The organism is Streptomyces sp. S07_1.15 (assembly GCF_020739505.1).
Classification (GTDB): domain Bacteria; phylum Actinomycetota; class Actinomycetes; order Streptomycetales; family Streptomycetaceae; genus Streptomyces; species Streptomyces xinghaiensis.
The window spans coordinates 6,049,299-6,064,196 of sequence record NZ_JAJBZK010000001.1 but is presented as its reverse complement, the minus strand read 5'-3'; the positions used below and the strand labels follow the sequence as shown (position 1 = coordinate 6,064,196).

At 72.1% G+C, this 14,898-nt stretch carries 16 protein-coding genes; 7 read left to right on the top strand and 9 right to left on the bottom strand.

All coding sequences use genetic code 11. The annotated features are described in order from the left end of the window. Nucleotides 1-45: 45 nt before the first annotated feature. The 5 genes from LIX60_RS26020 to LIX60_RS26000 all read right to left on the bottom strand — a co-directional run bounded on the left by LIX60_RS26020 (nt 46) and on the right by LIX60_RS26000 (nt 4,069). A complete protein-coding gene (locus LIX60_RS26020) occupies nt 46-591 on the bottom strand; it encodes a DUF1648 domain-containing protein (RefSeq protein WP_227961122.1) in 546 nt (181 codons plus the stop codon). 194 nt (nt 592-785) lie between these two features. Continuing rightward, nucleotides 786-1,400, bottom strand: coding sequence for a TetR/AcrR family transcriptional regulator (locus tag LIX60_RS26015; protein ID WP_227961121.1), 615 nt, complete (start codon nt 1,398-1,400; stop codon nt 786-788). Between the two features lie 56 nt (nt 1,401-1,456). After that, nucleotides 1,457-2,221, bottom strand: coding sequence for an ABC transporter ATP-binding protein (locus LIX60_RS26010; RefSeq protein ID WP_227961120.1), 765 nt, complete (start codon nt 2,219-2,221; stop codon nt 1,457-1,459). Beyond that, the gene (locus LIX60_RS26005) at nt 2,218-3,345 is read right to left on the bottom strand and encodes an ABC transporter permease (protein WP_227961119.1); all 1,128 of its coding nucleotides are present in this window, start codon (nt 3,343-3,345) and stop codon (nt 2,218-2,220) included. Before LIX60_RS26005 ends, LIX60_RS26010 begins: the two co-directional genes overlap by 4 nt. A 256-nt stretch (nt 3,346-3,601) precedes the next feature. Further along, nucleotides 3,602-4,069, bottom strand: a complete 468-nt coding sequence (locus tag LIX60_RS26000; protein WP_227961117.1) for an ATP-binding protein — start codon at nt 4,067-4,069, stop codon at nt 3,602-3,604. 165 nt (nt 4,070-4,234) lie between these two features. On the opposite strand from LIX60_RS26000, the gene LIX60_RS25995 reads away from it, so the two are divergent. From LIX60_RS25995 to tyrS, 5 genes are all read left to right on the top strand, one after another. Continuing rightward, nucleotides 4,235-5,104, top strand: coding sequence for a helix-turn-helix transcriptional regulator (locus tag LIX60_RS25995; RefSeq protein WP_227961115.1), 870 nt, complete (start codon nt 4,235-4,237; stop codon nt 5,102-5,104). Then, nucleotides 5,101-5,322, top strand: a complete 222-nt coding sequence (locus tag LIX60_RS25990; protein ID WP_227961113.1) for a DUF397 domain-containing protein — start codon at nt 5,101-5,103, stop codon at nt 5,320-5,322. Before LIX60_RS25995 ends, LIX60_RS25990 begins: the two co-directional genes overlap by 4 nt. Nucleotides 5,323-5,648: 326 nt before the next feature. Continuing rightward, a complete protein-coding gene (locus LIX60_RS25985; protein ID WP_227962927.1) occupies nt 5,649-7,175 on the top strand; it encodes a TldD/PmbA family protein in 1,527 nt (508 codons plus the stop codon). Further along, nucleotides 7,172-8,584, top strand: coding sequence for a metallopeptidase TldD-related protein (locus LIX60_RS25980; protein WP_227961111.1), 1,413 nt, complete (start codon nt 7,172-7,174; stop codon nt 8,582-8,584). Before LIX60_RS25985 ends, LIX60_RS25980 begins: the two co-directional genes overlap by 4 nt. 57 nt (nt 8,585-8,641) lie before the next feature. Next, a complete protein-coding gene (gene tyrS, locus LIX60_RS25975) occupies nt 8,642-10,057 on the top strand; it encodes a tyrosine--tRNA ligase (RefSeq protein ID WP_019709642.1) in 1,416 nt (471 codons plus the stop codon). Between the two features lie 149 nt (nt 10,058-10,206). Here the strand turns inward: tyrS and LIX60_RS25970 are convergent, their stop codons facing one another. After that, nucleotides 10,207-10,491 (bottom strand): GlsB/YeaQ/YmgE family stress response membrane protein, encoded by a 285-nt coding sequence (locus tag LIX60_RS25970; RefSeq protein WP_227961109.1) that lies wholly within the window; start codon nt 10,489-10,491, stop codon nt 10,207-10,209. Between the two features lie 215 nt (nt 10,492-10,706). Between LIX60_RS25970 and LIX60_RS25965 the strand changes: the two genes are divergently transcribed. Further along, nucleotides 10,707-11,120 (top strand): DUF3099 domain-containing protein, encoded by a 414-nt coding sequence (locus LIX60_RS25965; RefSeq protein ID WP_227961107.1) that lies wholly within the window; start codon nt 10,707-10,709, stop codon nt 11,118-11,120. A gap of 229 nt (nt 11,121-11,349) precedes the next feature. Continuing rightward, nucleotides 11,350-11,670, top strand: a complete 321-nt coding sequence (locus LIX60_RS25960; RefSeq protein ID WP_227961105.1) for a hypothetical protein — start codon at nt 11,350-11,352, stop codon at nt 11,668-11,670. Here the strand turns inward: LIX60_RS25960 and moaA are convergent. From moaA to LIX60_RS25945, 3 genes are all read right to left on the bottom strand, one after another. After that, nucleotides 11,653-12,642 carry a GTP 3',8-cyclase MoaA gene (gene moaA, locus LIX60_RS25955; RefSeq protein ID WP_227961103.1) on the bottom strand — a complete coding sequence of 330 codons (990 nt, stop codon included), beginning with the start codon at nt 12,640-12,642 and terminating at the stop codon, nt 11,653-11,655. The two genes, LIX60_RS25960 and moaA, sit on opposite strands and share 18 nt — an antisense overlap. Before the next feature lie 178 nt (nt 12,643-12,820). Then, on the bottom strand, nt 12,821-14,458 hold the full coding sequence (locus LIX60_RS25950; RefSeq protein WP_227961101.1) for a cation acetate symporter: 1,638 nt from the start codon (nt 14,456-14,458) through the stop codon (nt 12,821-12,823). Further along, nucleotides 14,455-14,820, bottom strand: a complete 366-nt coding sequence (locus LIX60_RS25945; protein ID WP_019709636.1) for a DUF485 domain-containing protein — start codon at nt 14,818-14,820, stop codon at nt 14,455-14,457. Before LIX60_RS25945 ends, LIX60_RS25950 begins: the two co-directional genes overlap by 4 nt. Nucleotides 14,821-14,898 lie beyond the last annotated feature (78 nt).

Genomic DNA, 14,898 nt, shown 5'->3' with positions numbered 1-14,898 from the left:
CGCCTCCCCGCAGGCCGCCCGGTCCGGGGCACACCCGGACCCGGGTCACCGGGCACCGGCACGTCCGCCGGCCGACCGGTCGCGGACGGCCACGACGATCAGCACGGCAGTCCCCGCCAGAACGGGCAGCAGGGCGGCCGGGAGGAGCAGCACCGGCACGTCCGTCCGCGCCTCCGGGCGCCACATCACCGCGCAGGCCGCGGCGGTGGTGAGGCCGATGCAGAAGCCGAGGAAGAGCGTGGCCTTGGCGACCCGGAGGGCGGAGGCGCGGCTGCCCGGCCGGTTCAGCAGGCTCGCCCACGCGGACTCCGGCCCGGCCGCAGCGGCCTCCTCGCGGGTCCTGACCCGCAAGGTGGCCGCCGCCGTGCCCGCCATCGTCACCATGACGCCCGCCTGGACGAAGACCGGGACGAAGGCCGCCGCGACGGATTTCTCCGCCCACGCGTCCACCCCGCCCGGGCCGAAGTGCTGCGGCAGCCACTCGGGGAGCTCCGGATAGACGACGATGCCCCAGACGGTCGTACCGAGGAGCACCACGAGGCCCGGGAGCAGCCACAACCACGGGAAGGGCGGCCGGAGTTCGTCGCTCATACGGTGGACCTTCCCTGGTGTCGGTCGCGGCGGCGGCCGCGGTTCGCATGTCTACGGGCAGCGTGTCCGGGGAGGCGCTCCGGTATGCGGTGCGCGGCCTCCGTGGGCGCGGTGCGGCGGATGGCCTCCCGGATGCGGCACCGCCGCCGGTGGCTGCCGGGCCGCCGCAGGGGCGGGCACGGGCGCGGGGGGCGTCAGGCGGCCGGGCCGTCCGCCGCTCCGGGGCGCGGCCCGTCCCCGTCCAGGCCCTGGTGGACCAGGGAGAGCGTGCGCGCCAGCACCGTATCGGCCGGGGCGCCGCGGTCGACGGCCGTCAGCGCGCCGTGCAGCAGTCCGCCGAGGAGGCCGGCGGTGAGGCCGGGGTCCGGAACGCCCAGGTCCCGTACGGCGTCCCGGAGCGGGGCGGCCTGTTCGTGGTGGAGTTCCAACAGCCGTTCCCGGCAGGCGGGGTGCAGGTCGGAGGCCATCAGGGCGGCGGCGGGCCGGTGGGCGCCCGCCGCCCCGAGCCGGACCATGGTGGTGATGTAGGCGTCGACACGGGCCGCCGGGCCGTCCGCCGCCGCGAGCGCCTCGGCCAGGGCGGCGTTGGCGCGCGGAAACGCCTCTTCGATGATGGTGGCCAGCAGGGCGGCGGCCGAGTCGAAGTACTGGTAGACGCTGGAGCGGGCCAGCCCCGCCCGGGCGCCGACCGCCGCCGGGGTGACGGCGGTGGCGCCCTCCGCGACCAAGATGTCCACCGCCGCCTCGATCAGTGCCTCCCGCTGGCGGGCGCGGTGCTCGGCGACGGTTGCGGCGCTGATCTTCGGCATTCCGGCGGTCTCCAGAAGGGCCGGGTGCGGGGACGGCACCGGGCGCATCGGTCGGGTCAGGTCATCGTCAGACGGCCGTCCAGCATCTCGTACACACGGTCGGCGGCATCCAGTATCGCCGAGTCGTGGGTGACCATGACCGTGGCCGTCCCCCGCTCGTGGGTCTGTTCGGCGAGCAGCCGTACGGCCTCGGTGGCGCGGACCCGGTCCAGCGCCGAGGTGGGCTCGTCCACCAGCAGGACCGCCGGGGAGGTCATCAACGCCCGGGCGAGTCCGGCGCGTTGCCGTTCGCCACCGGAGAGCTGGTGCGGCCGGGCCCCGGCTCGGAGCGTCAGGCCGACTGCCTTGATCAGCTCGTCGGCGCGGGCCCGGGCCGCCGCGTCGAGGCGGCCGTCGATGTGGAGCGGCAGCAGGAGCTGTTCGCGGACGGTCAGCGAGGCCAGCAGGTTGGACTGCTGGAAGACGAAGCCGATGTGGCGGCGGCGGGCAGCGGTCCGCTCCTTGTCGCTCAGGGCGGTGAGTTCCGTGCCGGCGACCTCGACGGTCCCGGAGGTGGGCCGCTGGAGTCCCCCGGCGACGGCGAGCAGGCTGGACTTTCCGGAGCCGGAGGGGCCGACGACGGCGACGAACTCCCCTGGCTCGACGGTGAGCGAGACGTCGTCCAGGGCGGTGACGGCGGTGTCCCCGTCGCCGAGCGCGAGGGTGACGCCGGAGAGGCGGAGCCCGGGCGTCCCGTCGTGCTCCCGGCGCTCCGGGGAGACCGCGGGGCCGGGGGCGGCGGTGGCGTTGACAGCGGCGGAGGCGGAGGCGGAGGCGTTCAACGGTTGGCTCCCAGCGCGGTGAGGGGGTCGACGGCGGTGATGCGGCGGATGGCGACGACGGCGCCCAGGGTGCCGAGGCCGATCAGCAGCCCGGCGGCGGTGGCGACGGCCGGGACGGAGAGGGTGAAGGGCGCCTTGCCGGTCATGGCGCTGCCGAGGGCCAGCCCGACGGCCGTACCGGCGGCGGTGGCGCCGAGCAGCACGGCGACAACCTGCGCGAGGGCGTCCCGCAGGATGTAGCCGGTGGAGGCGCCGAGGGCCTTGAGCAGGGCGATCTCGGCCTTGCGCTGCACGGTCCAGACGGTGAAGAAGGCGCCGACGACCAGGGCGGAGATGGCGTAGAGGAAGCCCTTGATGAGGGCCATGGTGCTGGACTCGGCGAGGTAGCCGGGCGAGGCGCCGTAGGCCTTCTCCATGGTGTCGGCGCGGGTGCCGGTGGCCTGCTCGACGGCGGCGGTGTCCGCGCCGGGCTCCAGCGTGAGGGCGACGGCGGTGGCCTGCTCGCGGGCGGAGGCGGGGAGTTCGCCGGGGAGGCCGTAGTGCACATGGCGCCAGGTGTCGAGGCTCGCGTAGACGACACCGATGTGGCCGTAGGAGACCTTCTCGTCGACGGTGCCGGTGACGGTCAGCTCGACCCCGCTCTTGTCGACGGTGAGGACGTCACCGACGCGGACACCCTCGTCGGCGATCTCCTCGCTGATGACGAATTCCTCGCCGCCGTCCGCGAGCCCCTTGCCGGCGGCGGGCTCGGGGGCGAGAGACGAGTCCGGCTCCATGCCGAAGACGGCGAGGTTGACGGAGGCGCCCTTGGCCGCGCCCTCGGTCACCTCGGCGTTGGCGAGGGCGTTGCCGAAGGGCTCGGCGCGCTCGACGCCGGGCGCCTCCGCCCAGGCCCGCCAGTCCTCCCGCTCCACGGTGGAGCGCGAGAACTGCTCGCTGGCGGCCTTCTCGTCGAAGGCCATGTGGGTCGTGGGCAGGGCGCGGAGCCCGGATATGCCGGCGTCGGCCAGCCCGGAGGCGAGGCCGGAGAGCAGGACGCCGAGGACGGCGATGAGCGCGACCACGGCGCCCATCAGGGCGAAGCGGCCGCGGGCGAACCGCAGATCGCGGAGGGCGAGGAACACGGAGGACTCCCGGTAGGGGGCACGGATGACGCGGCGGCCGCCGGACGGCCCGGCCGGCCGGGCCCCGGGAAACCGGGGCCGCTCGGGCACCGGACACGCGGGCACGGACGCGCTCGGCCACGGACTTTGCCGAACCTTGACGACACACTTGTCGGCATCATAGCCACTCTTCCCGACACCACTGTCGGCACCTCGGCGCACGGAGCCGCCGCAGGCGGTGCACGGGATCCGGCCGAGGCCCGGAAGCCCGGGTGGCTCAACGCCCGGGCACCGGCACCCGGCAGCGGACCTGCTTGCCGACCGGCGTCGCCGTCACGTCCCAGCCGGGAGCGAGCAGGTCCACGATGGGAAGCCCACGGCCGGACTCGGCCTCCGGATCGTCCAGCCGTACGCCGGTACGGCGCGGGCGGGCGGTGCGGTACGGGTCGTGCAGCCGGACCCATACCGCGCCCGGCGCTCCCGCGCCCATGCCCGGTGCGGAGTCCGGCTCCACCTCCACCTCCGCCACCAGCGGCACGTAGTCACCGCAGGCGCGGACCGCGTTGCCGTACAGCTCCGAGAGGACCAGTTGCACGGAGTCCACGAGATCCACGTCCACCCCCGCCCCGCAGAGCGTCTTGTCGACGAGCCGGCGCGTCGCGCTCAAGTGGTGCGGAGTGGCGGAGAGATGGAGCACGAAACCGGCGGGGGTGACGGCGGGATACCAGCCGAGGGCGGGAGACATGCGGACTCCTTGGGAACCGTTCGATGAACCGACCGTCGCGTGAACTCCGCGACCTGAAATCAGCGTGGCCGACCGACTGAAAAATCCGCAAGTTTGTCACCCGAATCGCAAGTTCGGTTCTTTGTTCTCATCACCACCGTCGGGATACCGCTACCATCGGCCACCATGCCGAACGCGCGCCCCCTCCCGACCGTCCGCCGCCGACGCCTCGGAGAAGCCCTCCGCCGGTACCGGCGCGAAGCGGGGATGAGCCTGGACACAGCAGCGGCCGCCATGGGGTGGATCGGCCCGAAGTTGTCCCGCATCGAGACCGCGAACGGCTACATCAAGCCGAACGAAGTCGCACCTCTCCTCAAGACATACGGCGTGCAGGACGCTGAGACGGTCTCGGCGCTGGAAGGACTCGCCAAGGACGCCCGGAAGAAGGGCTGGTGGCAGACCTACAGCGGTGTCGTTGCACCGGCATACGCGGACTACATCTCACTGGAATCGGACGCGGAAGCGATCCGCGCCTACGCCCCGCTCGTCCTGCCCGGGCTGCTGCAGACGGCCGCCTACGCCCGGGAGACGATCGCCGCCAATGCCACACGGCGCAGCCCGGACGAGATCGCCGCGCTCGCAGAGGTCCGCCTCGCCCGCCAGGCAGTTCTGACCCGCCCCGGCAATCCGTTGCAGCTGTGGGCCGTCATCCACGAAGCCGTACTCCACCAGCGATTCCCGGCACGGCCCACCGTGATGCGAGATCAGCTCCGGCGCCTGCTGGACACGGCCGAACTGCCCAATGTCACCCTGCAGATCATGCCGCTGGCCTCGACACCGCATCCCGGCGGAGCCGGAAGCTTCACCCTGGCGTCGTTCCCCGGGCCGATGCCGGAGGTCGTGACCCTGGAGAACCTCATCGGCGCGACTTACGTGGAGGGGGTCGACGAAGTCCGCGTCTTCTCCGATGCCTTCGAACGCATTGTCGCTGCGGCGCTTCCGGTGGACGATACTCAGGCACTGATCGGCGAGTTGGAGGAGAGAAGCCGCGAGTGAAGGATCGGAAATCCGAACTGCACGCCCTGGATCTCTCACACGTCACGTGGCGCAAAGCCAGTGCCAGCGCCGGCGAACACGAATGTGTGGAGATAGCCGAACTGCCCGGTGGCGGACGAGCCGTGCGAGATTCCAAGAATCCTGAGCGGGGGGCGCTGCGCTTCGGCGCCCCGGGATGGGCTGCCTTCCAGGCGAGCCTCGTGGCCGGAAGGCTCTGAGTGCCGGGTGCCAGTGGTCGGGGCGGGTACGGGTCCTCTCCCGCGCCCGCCCAACGCCGACTCGTCACTTCTCTCACCGAACCGGTTGAGCGCCCCTTGCCAGGCTCCCGAGCTTGTCCATCGCGTCGGCCGGTTCGGCGCAGTCGGCCGATTCCTCTGGCTGCAGAGGCCCTCGGATCCGACTCCCCCGGGTGCACGGCGCGCCCACAGCCCGGCGGGCACATGGACAAGCCCCACGCATCCCCACCGTGATTCACTGCTGCCGGACGGTGACCCACGGCAGTGCGACATGACACGAAGGCGACATGACACGAAGGGAAGACGCCGTGCCCCATGAGGTCGATGAGTCGTTCTTGGCGCTGCCCCTGCGCGCGCTCGCGGACGCCGCGCTGGCGCGGGCCCGCGCGCTGGGTGCCACGCACGCGGACTTCCGGCTGGAGCGGGTGCGCAGCGCCGCGTGGCGGCTGCGGGACGCCCGGCCGGCCGGGTCGTCCGACACCACGGACCTGGGCTACGCGGTCCGGGTGGTGCACGGCGGGGCCTGGGGCTTCGCCTCCGGAGTCGACCTGACGATGGACGCCGCCGCCCGGGTGGCGAGCCAGGCCGTGGAGATGGCCAAGCTGTCGGCCCGGGTGATCGCGGCCGCCGGCTCGGACGAGCGGGTCGAGCTGGCCGCCGAGCCGGTGTACGCCGACCGGACCTGGGTGTCGTCCTACGAGACCGACCCCTTCACCGTGCCGGACGCCGAGAAGACGGGGCTGCTCGCCGAGTGGAGTTCGCGGCTGCTGGCCGCCCCCGCCGTCTCCCACGCGGACGCCTCGCTCCTCACCGTCCACGAGAACAAGTTCTACGCGGACACCGCCGGCACGACGACCACCCAGCAGCGCGTCCGGCTGCACCCGGAGCTGACCGCCGTGGCCGTGGACCCGGAGAGCGGCGAGTTCGAGTCGATGCGGACCATCGCGCCGCCCGTCGGGCGCGGCTGGGAGTACCTGACCGGCGGAGGCGGCTGGGACTGGGACGCCGAGCTGGCCGAGATCCCGGAGCTGCTCGCCGAGAAGATGCGCGCCCCGGGTGTCGACCCCGGGCGGTACGACCTTGTCGTACATCCCTCCAATCTCTGGCTGACCATCCATGAGTCGATCGGACATGCCACCGAGCTGGACCGGGCCCTCGGCTACGAGGCCGCGTACGCCGGCACCTCCTTCGCCACCTTCGACCGGCTCGGCACGCTGGCTTACGGCTCGGAGCTGATGAACGTCACCGGCGACCGCACCGCCGAGCACGGCCTGGCCACCGTCGGCTACGACGACGAGGGCGTGGCGGCCCAGTCCTGGAACCTGGTGAAGGACGGCACCCTCGTCGGCTACCAGCTCGACCGCCGCATCGCGAAGCTCACCGGCTTCGAACGCTCCAACGGCTGCGCCTACGCGGACTCCCCCGCCCATGTGCCGGTCCAGCGGATGGCCAACGTGTCGCTGCGGCCCGCGCCGGACGGCCCGTCGACCGAGGAGCTGATCTCCGGGGTCGAACGCGGCATCTACGTCGTGGGCGACCGCTCCTGGTCCATCGACATGCAGCGCTACAACTTCCAGTTCACGGGGCAGCGCTTCTTCCGGATCGAGAACGGGCGGCTCGCGGGCCAGCTGCGCGATGTCGCGTACCAGGCGACGACCACCGACTTCTGGGGGTCGATGAAGGCCGTCGGCGGCCCGGAGACGTATGTGCTCTGCGGCGCGTTCAACTGCGGCAAGGCCCAGCCGGGGCAGGTCGCGGCCGTCTCGCACGGCTGCCCCTCGGCCCTCTTCGAAGACGTCAGCATTCTCAACACCGCTCAGGAGGCCGGTCGATGAGCACGGTGAATCCCGCGAGCGGCAAGCCGCACGAGATCGTCGAACGGGCGCTGGAGCTGTCCCGCGCCGACGGCTGCGTCGTCATCGCCGACGAGCACTCCGGCGCCAATCTGCGCTGGGCGGGCAATGCCCTGACGACCAACGGCGTCACCCGGGGCCGCACCCTCACCGTCATCGCCACCGTCGGCGGCGCGGAGGGCACCGCCTCGGGCGTGGTCTCGCGCTCCGCCGTCACCGCGGACGACCTGGAGCCGCTGGTTCGGGCCGCGGAGGCCGCGGCGCGGGAGGCCGGGCCGGCCGAGGACGCCCAGCCGCTGGTCGAGGGGGTGCCGGAGTCGCCGGACTTCACGGAGCCCCCGGCCGAGACCTCCTCCGGGGTGTTCGCGGCCTTCGCCCCGGCGCTCGGGGAGTCCTTCGCGCGGGCCCGCGCCGGCGGCCGCGAGCTGTACGGCTTCGCCGCCCACAACCTCACCTCCAGCTACCTGGGCACCTCCACCGGCCTCCGCCTCCGCCACGACCAGCCCACCGGCACCCTCGAACTCAACGCCAAGTCCCCGGACCGCACCCGCTCCGCCTGGGCGGGCCGTCCCACCCGCGACTTCCGCGACGTCGACCCGCTCGCCCTGGACGCGGAGCTGGCGCGCCGGCTGGCCTGGGCGGAGCGCCGCGTCGAGCGGCCCGCCGGCCGCTACGAGACGCTGCTGCCGCCCACCGCCGTGGCCGATCTGCTGATCTACCAGCAGTGGTCCGCCACCGCCCGGGACGCGGCCGAGGGCCGGACCGTCTTCTCCAAGGCCGGCGGCGGCACCCGCGTCGGCGAGAGGCTGTCCGGGCTGCCGCTCACCCTGCGCAGCGACCCGCGCGAACCCGGCCTGGAGTCCGCGCCGTTCGTCCTGGCGCACTCCTCGGGCGACGACGCCTCCGTCTTCGACAACGGCCTGCCCCTCGAACCCACCGAGTGGCTGCGGGGCGGGGAGCTGAACCGGCTGATCACCACCCGGCACACCGCGGGGCTGACCGGTCTGCCGCTCGCCCCGGGCATGGACAACCTCGTCCTGGACGCGGGCGGCAGCCGCTCCCTGGACGAGATGGTGGCGGCCTCCGGCCACGACGGGCCCTGTCTGCTGCTGACCTGCCTCTGGTACATCCGCGAGGTGGACCCGGCGACGCTGCTGCTCACCGGGCTGACCCGGGACGGCGTCTATCTCGTCGAGAAGGGCGAGGTCACCGCCGAGGTGAACAACTTCCGCTTCAACGAGTCGCCGGTCTCGCTGCTGGGCCGGGCGACGGAGGCGGGCGTCACCGAGCGCACCCTCCCCCGGGAGTGGGGCGACTGGTTCACCCGGGCCGCGATGCCGGCGCTGCGCGTCCCGGACTTCCACATGAGCTCGGTCAGCCGGGGGGTGTGAGCGGGCCCCTCTAGACTGACCCCCGACCTCTCCCCTTCGATCCGCGGGAACGACACGATGACACGCCTCGGCGACTCCGTCACGCGCACCAGCGAACTGCTGGCGCAGGACCTCTCCTCCGACCAGGCCGTGGAGCGGCTGCTCACGGAGACGAAGGCCAGGCGCTATCTGGACCTGTCCGACCTGCCGGCGAAGGAGCAGGCGGAGCTGATCGGCGCCCGCTGCGTCGAGGTGCTGCCGGGGGTGGAGCAGCTCGCCGCGCGGATCGAGGAGCGCCGCGCGGAGGGCCGGGGCCTCCACATCAAGCTGGGCATCGACCCGACGGCGGCCGATGTGCATCTGGGGCACGCCGTGCCGGTGATCGTCCTCAGCCGTTTCCAGCGGATGGGGCATGACGTCACCCTGCTCATCGGGGACTTCACCGCCAAGATCGGCGACCCCTCGGGCCGTACGGCGGAGCGCCCGCCGCTGACGGACGAGGAGATCGCCGCCAACCTCGCCGGGTACCGGCAGCAGGTGCGGCCGTTCTTCGACTTCGAGAAGGTCAGCTTCCGGCAGAACAGCGAGTGGCTGTCCCCGTACACCTTCCCCGAGCTGCTGGAACTGCTGTCCCAGGTGCCGGCCTCGCAGCTGCTCCAGCGCGAGGACTTCCGCAACCGGCTGGCCGCCGGCTCCGGGCTGACCATGTCGGAGCTGCTCTACCCGATCGCGCAGGCCCTGGACTCCGTGGCGCTGGACTGCGATGTGGAGGTGGGCGGCTCGGACCAGCTGCTGAATCTGCAGATGGGCCGGAAGCTGATGGAGCTGCGCGGGCAGCGGCCGCAGCTCGTGCTGACGATGCCGCTGATCGAGGGCACGGACGGCACCGGCGCCAAGATGTCCAAGTCCAAGGGCAACTACGTCGGGCTGACCGCCGCGGCCGACGATGTCTTCGGCAAGATCATGTCGGTGCCGGACCGGCTGATGGAGCCGTACCTCAAGGCGTGGACCGAGTGGACGGACGAGGAGATCGAGCTCGCCCTCGGCCGGGTCGCGGACCGCGTGCTGCATCCGATGGATCTCAAGAAGGTGCTGGCCGGCGAGGTGGTCGCGGCGCTCCACGGGGTGGAGGCGGCGATGGCCGCGCGGGCCGGGTTCACCGCGCAGTTCTCGCGGCGGAGCTTCTCGGACGTCGGGGAGCTGCCGGGGGTCGATGTGGCCGAGCACGGCACCGAGACCGTGGCGGTGGTCCTGACGAAGGTGCTGGAGTTCACCCCCAGCGTCTCGGCGGCGCGGCGGATCGCCAAGCAGAACGGGCTGCGGCTGGTGGTGGAGACCGAGAACGGCCAGCGGGCCGTCGTCCTGTCCGAGGCCGCGGCCGCCCGCCCGCTGGGTGAGGTGCTGGCCGAGTCACTGGCCGAGGCCGGGGCCATCGGCGCCGCGGAGATCTACCTCAAGGCGGGGCGGAAGCTCGCCCGGGTGACGGACGCCTGAGCCCGGCCGAGGACCGGTGGATCCCGTGCCGGGCATGTGACGCGCGTGCCGACGTGCCGGGCGGGTCCTGGTCCGGTGTCAGCGGCCCTTCAGCGGCCCGGTGCGCGCTCCGTGCGCCGGGCCGCCGGGCCGCCCACGCCTCACATGCCTCACGCCCTTTCGCGGTGATGTGTCCCGCCGCGCATCCTGGCCCAGAGCGGGGCCACCAGGGCGACGACCAGGATGGCTCCGGCCAGCTGGAAGGCGTGCCTCCACCAGTCGATGCCGCTGGTCGTCTCCACGCCCACGGCCCGGGCCAGGGCGTTGCCGCCCACCGCGCCGAGCATGCCGCAGATGACGGTCAGCCAGAGCGGGATGTTCTGCCTCCCGGGGAGGATGCCCCGGGCGAGCACGCCCAGGACCAGGCCCAGGATGATCGCCCACAACCAGCCCATGGTCACTCCTTCTCGTACGTCGGTGTGAACCCGTCCCCGCCAGTCTCCGCCCGGTTGTCCTACGCCGCATGTCGGAGGTGGGACTACGCGGTCCGGCGCAGTGCCTCCCGGCGGGCCGGGCCGGTACCCCCGGGGTGGTCCCGGGCCGGCCCGGCGTACCGTGGACGGAACGCCGGTCTCGGGGTGCCCGGCACGGACTCAGGTGGTGGAACGCGATGCGGAAGAATAAGGAGACGCAGGTCTTCCGGATCACCGGGGCCCGGCAGGGGCTGGCCGACGATGTGCGGGGGCGGCAGCGGCGCTATGTGATCTCGATGTCGGTGCGCACGGTCTCGGTGGTGCTCGCGGCGGTCCTCTGGAATGTGGAACGGCATGTCGCGGTGGTCGCGCTCGTCCTGGGTGTGCTGCTGCCGTACATCGCCGTGGTGATCGCCAACGGGGGGCGGGAGAACGCCGTCGCCCTGCCGTCCGCGTATCTGACGGAACCGGTCCGGCCGGTGCTGGAGGGCAGGCCGGTGGACGGCCGCCCGGAACCCGGGCCGGAATCGGGCGCGGAGGCGGCCGGTGCCCGGGAGGACGGGGAACCGGGCGGGGGGAACGGAGCGGAGGGGCCCCGCGACGGCGGGTGAAACGGTCCGCCAAGCTCAAGAAATGCTCAGATCAATCATGCGGTTCCAGTGCACCGGCGTGTGTCCGCCGTGCCATACTGCGTACGCGCTCCGCATCCCCCGTCGGGGCGACGGACCGACGCCGGGCGGCTCCCCCCGTGGCTGCCCGGCGTCGCCATGTCCGAACCGGCGGCTCCGCTTCCGCCCTCCCCGGCGTCCTGTCACGGGCCCCCGGCCATAGGCTGGGGCCGTGAACGCTCCCCAGGACCCCCCGCTCCCCCCGCGCGCCGAACCGTCCGGCGACGGCCCTCCCCCGTGCTCCGCCAAGGGCTGCCGGGCCCCGGCCGTCTGGGTGCTGGCCTGGAACAACCCCAAGCTGCACACCCCGGAGCGGCGCAAGACCTGGCTGGCCTGCGAGGAGCACCGCGAGCATCTGTCGTCGTTCCTCGGGGCCCGCGGTTTCCTCAAGGACGTGGTGCCGTTCGCCGACTGGGAGAGCTCCCGGGCGGACGCGCGGACGGAGGGAACCGGGAACGCCGGGGGAAGCGGCCCCTCAGCCGCCGATCGCTGACATCGGGCGCTGCGGCTGGAGGAAGGACGGATCGTCCAGGCCGGAACCGGCCTTCTTGCCCCACATCGCCGTGCGCCACAGCCGGGCGATCTCCTCGTCCGGTGCCCCGGAGCGGAGCGCGCCGCGCAGATCCGACTCCTCGCGGGCGAAGAGGCAGGTGCGCACCTGGCCGTCGGCGGTGAGCCGGGTGCGGTCGCAGGCCCGGCAGAAGGGGCGGGTCACGGAGGCGATGACGCCCACGCGAGCGGGGCCGCCGTCCACCAGCCAGCGCTCGGCGGGCGCGGAGCCGCGCTCGTCCTCGCCCTCGGCGGTGAGCTGGAAACGGGTGCGGAGGCTCGCCAGGATCTCCCCGGCGGTGATCATGCCGTCCCTGGTCCAGCCGTGCTGGGCGTCGAGCGGCATCTGCTCGATGAAGCGCAGTTCGTAGCCGTGTTCGACGGCCCAGGCGAGCAGGTCGGGCGCCTCGTCGTCGTTGAGACCCGGCATCAGGACGGTGTTGACCTTGACGGGGTCGAGGCCGGCGGCGCGGGCGGCCTCCAGGCCCCGGAGGACGTCCCGGTGACGGTCGCGGCGGGTCAGGGTGCGGAAGACCTCGGGCCGCAGGGTGTCGAGGGAGACGTTGACCCGGTCGAGGCCGGCGTCGCGCAGGGCGCCGGCGGTGCGCTCCAGCCCGATGCCGTTGGTCGTGAGGGACATCCTGGGGCGGGGCTCCAGGGCGGCGCAGCGCTCGACGATCCCGGCCAGCCCGGGACGGAGCAGCGGCTCGCCGCCGGTGAAGCGGACCTCCTCGACCCCGAGGTCGGTGACGGCGATGCCGATGAGCCGGACGATCTCGTCGTCCGTGAGCAGGTCCGGCTTGGCCAGCCACTGGAGGCCCTCTTCGGGCATGCAGTAGGTGCAGCGGAGATTGCAGCGGTCGGTGAGGGACACGCGCAGGTCGGTGGCGACCCGTCCGAAGGTGTCGATGAGCATGAAAGCGGCCCCTCCCACGGGTTCCTGCGGACGCGGAGTCCGGGGCCGAGGCTCCGGGCTCCGTTCCGTGCAGGGTACGCGACTCCGGTGACATTCGAGTTGTCCACCGGGGCCGCGCACCCCGCTCCGTGGTGGGGGCCGCTCTCACCCTCGCGGGTGCGGTGCTGTGATCAGTTGATCAGTGGGCGTGCGTACCGGTGAGGGAACGCACCTCCAGCTCCGCGTACTTGTCGATGTTCGGCTGCTCCTTGGAGAGCAGGGTGCCGACCCAGCCGAGCAGGAAGCCCAGCGGGATGGAGATCAGACCGGGGTTCGACAGCGGGAACCACTGGAAGTCGACACCGGAGAACATCGAGCTGTCCTTACCGGAGACGACCGGCGAGAAGACCACCAGCAGCACCGAGGACGCCAGACCGCCGTAGATCGACCACAGCGCGCCCTGGGTGGTGAAGCGCTTCCAGAAGAGGCTGTAGAGGATGGTGGGGAGGTTGGCCGAGGCGGCGACCGCGAAGGCGAGCGCGACCAGGAAGGCCACGTTCAGGTCGCGGGCGAACACACCGAGGAAGATGGCCGCGCCGCCGATGCCGACGGTGGACCAGCGGGCCGCGCGGACCTCCTCCTTCTCGGAGGCATTGCCCTTGCGGATGACGTTGACGTACAGGTCGTGCGCGAAGGACGACGAGGACGCCAGGGTCAGGCCGGCGACCACCGCGAGGATGGTGGCGAAGGCGACCGCGGAGATGACGGCCAGCAGGATGGCGCCGCCCGCGGAGCCCGCGCCGCCACCGATCTCCTGCGCGAGGAGGGGTGCCGCCGTGTTGCCCGCCGCGTTCGACTCTATGATCGTTTCCTGCTTGAGCAGCGCCGCGGCACCGAAGCCCAGGGCGATGGTCATCAGGTAGAAGCCGCCGATGATGCCGATGGCCCAGTTCACGGACTTCCGCGCGACCCGGGCGGTCGGCACCGTGTAGAAGCGGATCAGGATGTGCGGGAGACCGGCGGTGCCGAGCACGAGGGCGAGACCGAGCGAGATGAAGTCGATCTTCGTCATCGAGTCGACGCCGTACTTGAGGCCGGGCTCCAGGAAGGCCGCGCCCTTGCCGCTGTTCTCCGCCGCGGCGCCGAGCAGCGAGGAGATGTTCCAGTTGAACTTGAACATGACCAGCGCCGTGATCAGGAGAGTACCCGCGATCAGCAGCACCGCCTTGATCATCTGGACCCAGGTGGTGCCCTTCATGCCGCCGATGGCGACATAGAGGATCATCACGATGCCGACCAGGATCACGATGGCGATCTTGCCGGCCTCGGAGCTGATGCCGAGGAGGAGCGCCACCAGGGCGCCCGCGCCGGCCATCTGGGCGAGCAGGTAGAAGATCGAGACCACGATGGTGGAGACACCGGCCGCGGTGCGGACCGGGCGCTGCCGCATACGGAAGGCGAGCACGTCACCCATGGTGAACCGGCCGGAGTTGCGGAGCGGCTCGGCGACGAGCAGCAGCGCGATCAGCCAGGCGACGAGGAAGCCGATCGAGTAGAGGAAGCCGTCGTATCCGAAGAGGGCGATGGCGCCCGCGATACCCAGGAAGGACGCCGCCGACATGTAGTCGCCGGAGATCGCCAGACCGTTCTGGAAACCGGTGAAGGAGCGGCCGCCGGCGTAGAAGTCGGTGGCGTCCTTCGTCTGCCGGCCGGCCCAGATGGTGATGCCGAGGGTGGCGAGGACGAACGTCACGAAGAGGCTGATGATCAGAACGCGGTGCTCACTGGCGTCACCGGCAGCCAGCACCGTGGCCGTGTCGAGGGAGAGAGTTCTCATGCCTGACCCTCCAGACGAGCCTTGATCGCGTCAGCCTTCGGGTCGAGCTTCGCCTCGGCGTGGCGGGAGTACCACCAGGCGATGAGGAAGGTGCTCACGAACTGCGCCACGCCCAGGACGAAGGCGACGTTGATGTTCCCGAGGAGCTTGGTGCCCATGAAACCGCCCGCGTAGCTGGACAGCAGCACGTACAGGAAGTACCAGGTGATGAAGGCAATGGTCAGCGGGAACGCGAAGGAGCGGTGTGCGTGGCGCAGTTCAGCGAATTCGGCACTCTCCTGCGCCTCGCGGTACGCCACGGCGCCGAGCGCCGTTCTCTGCGTGTAGTCGTTCCCCTGGGGCGGGGGCGATGCGGTGTCCACGGGCTCTCCAGTGGGTGTAGCTGAGACGGAACGTTGGCACTGAGTGACAGATCACTTCGGCGCCGGACTCGGCATGTT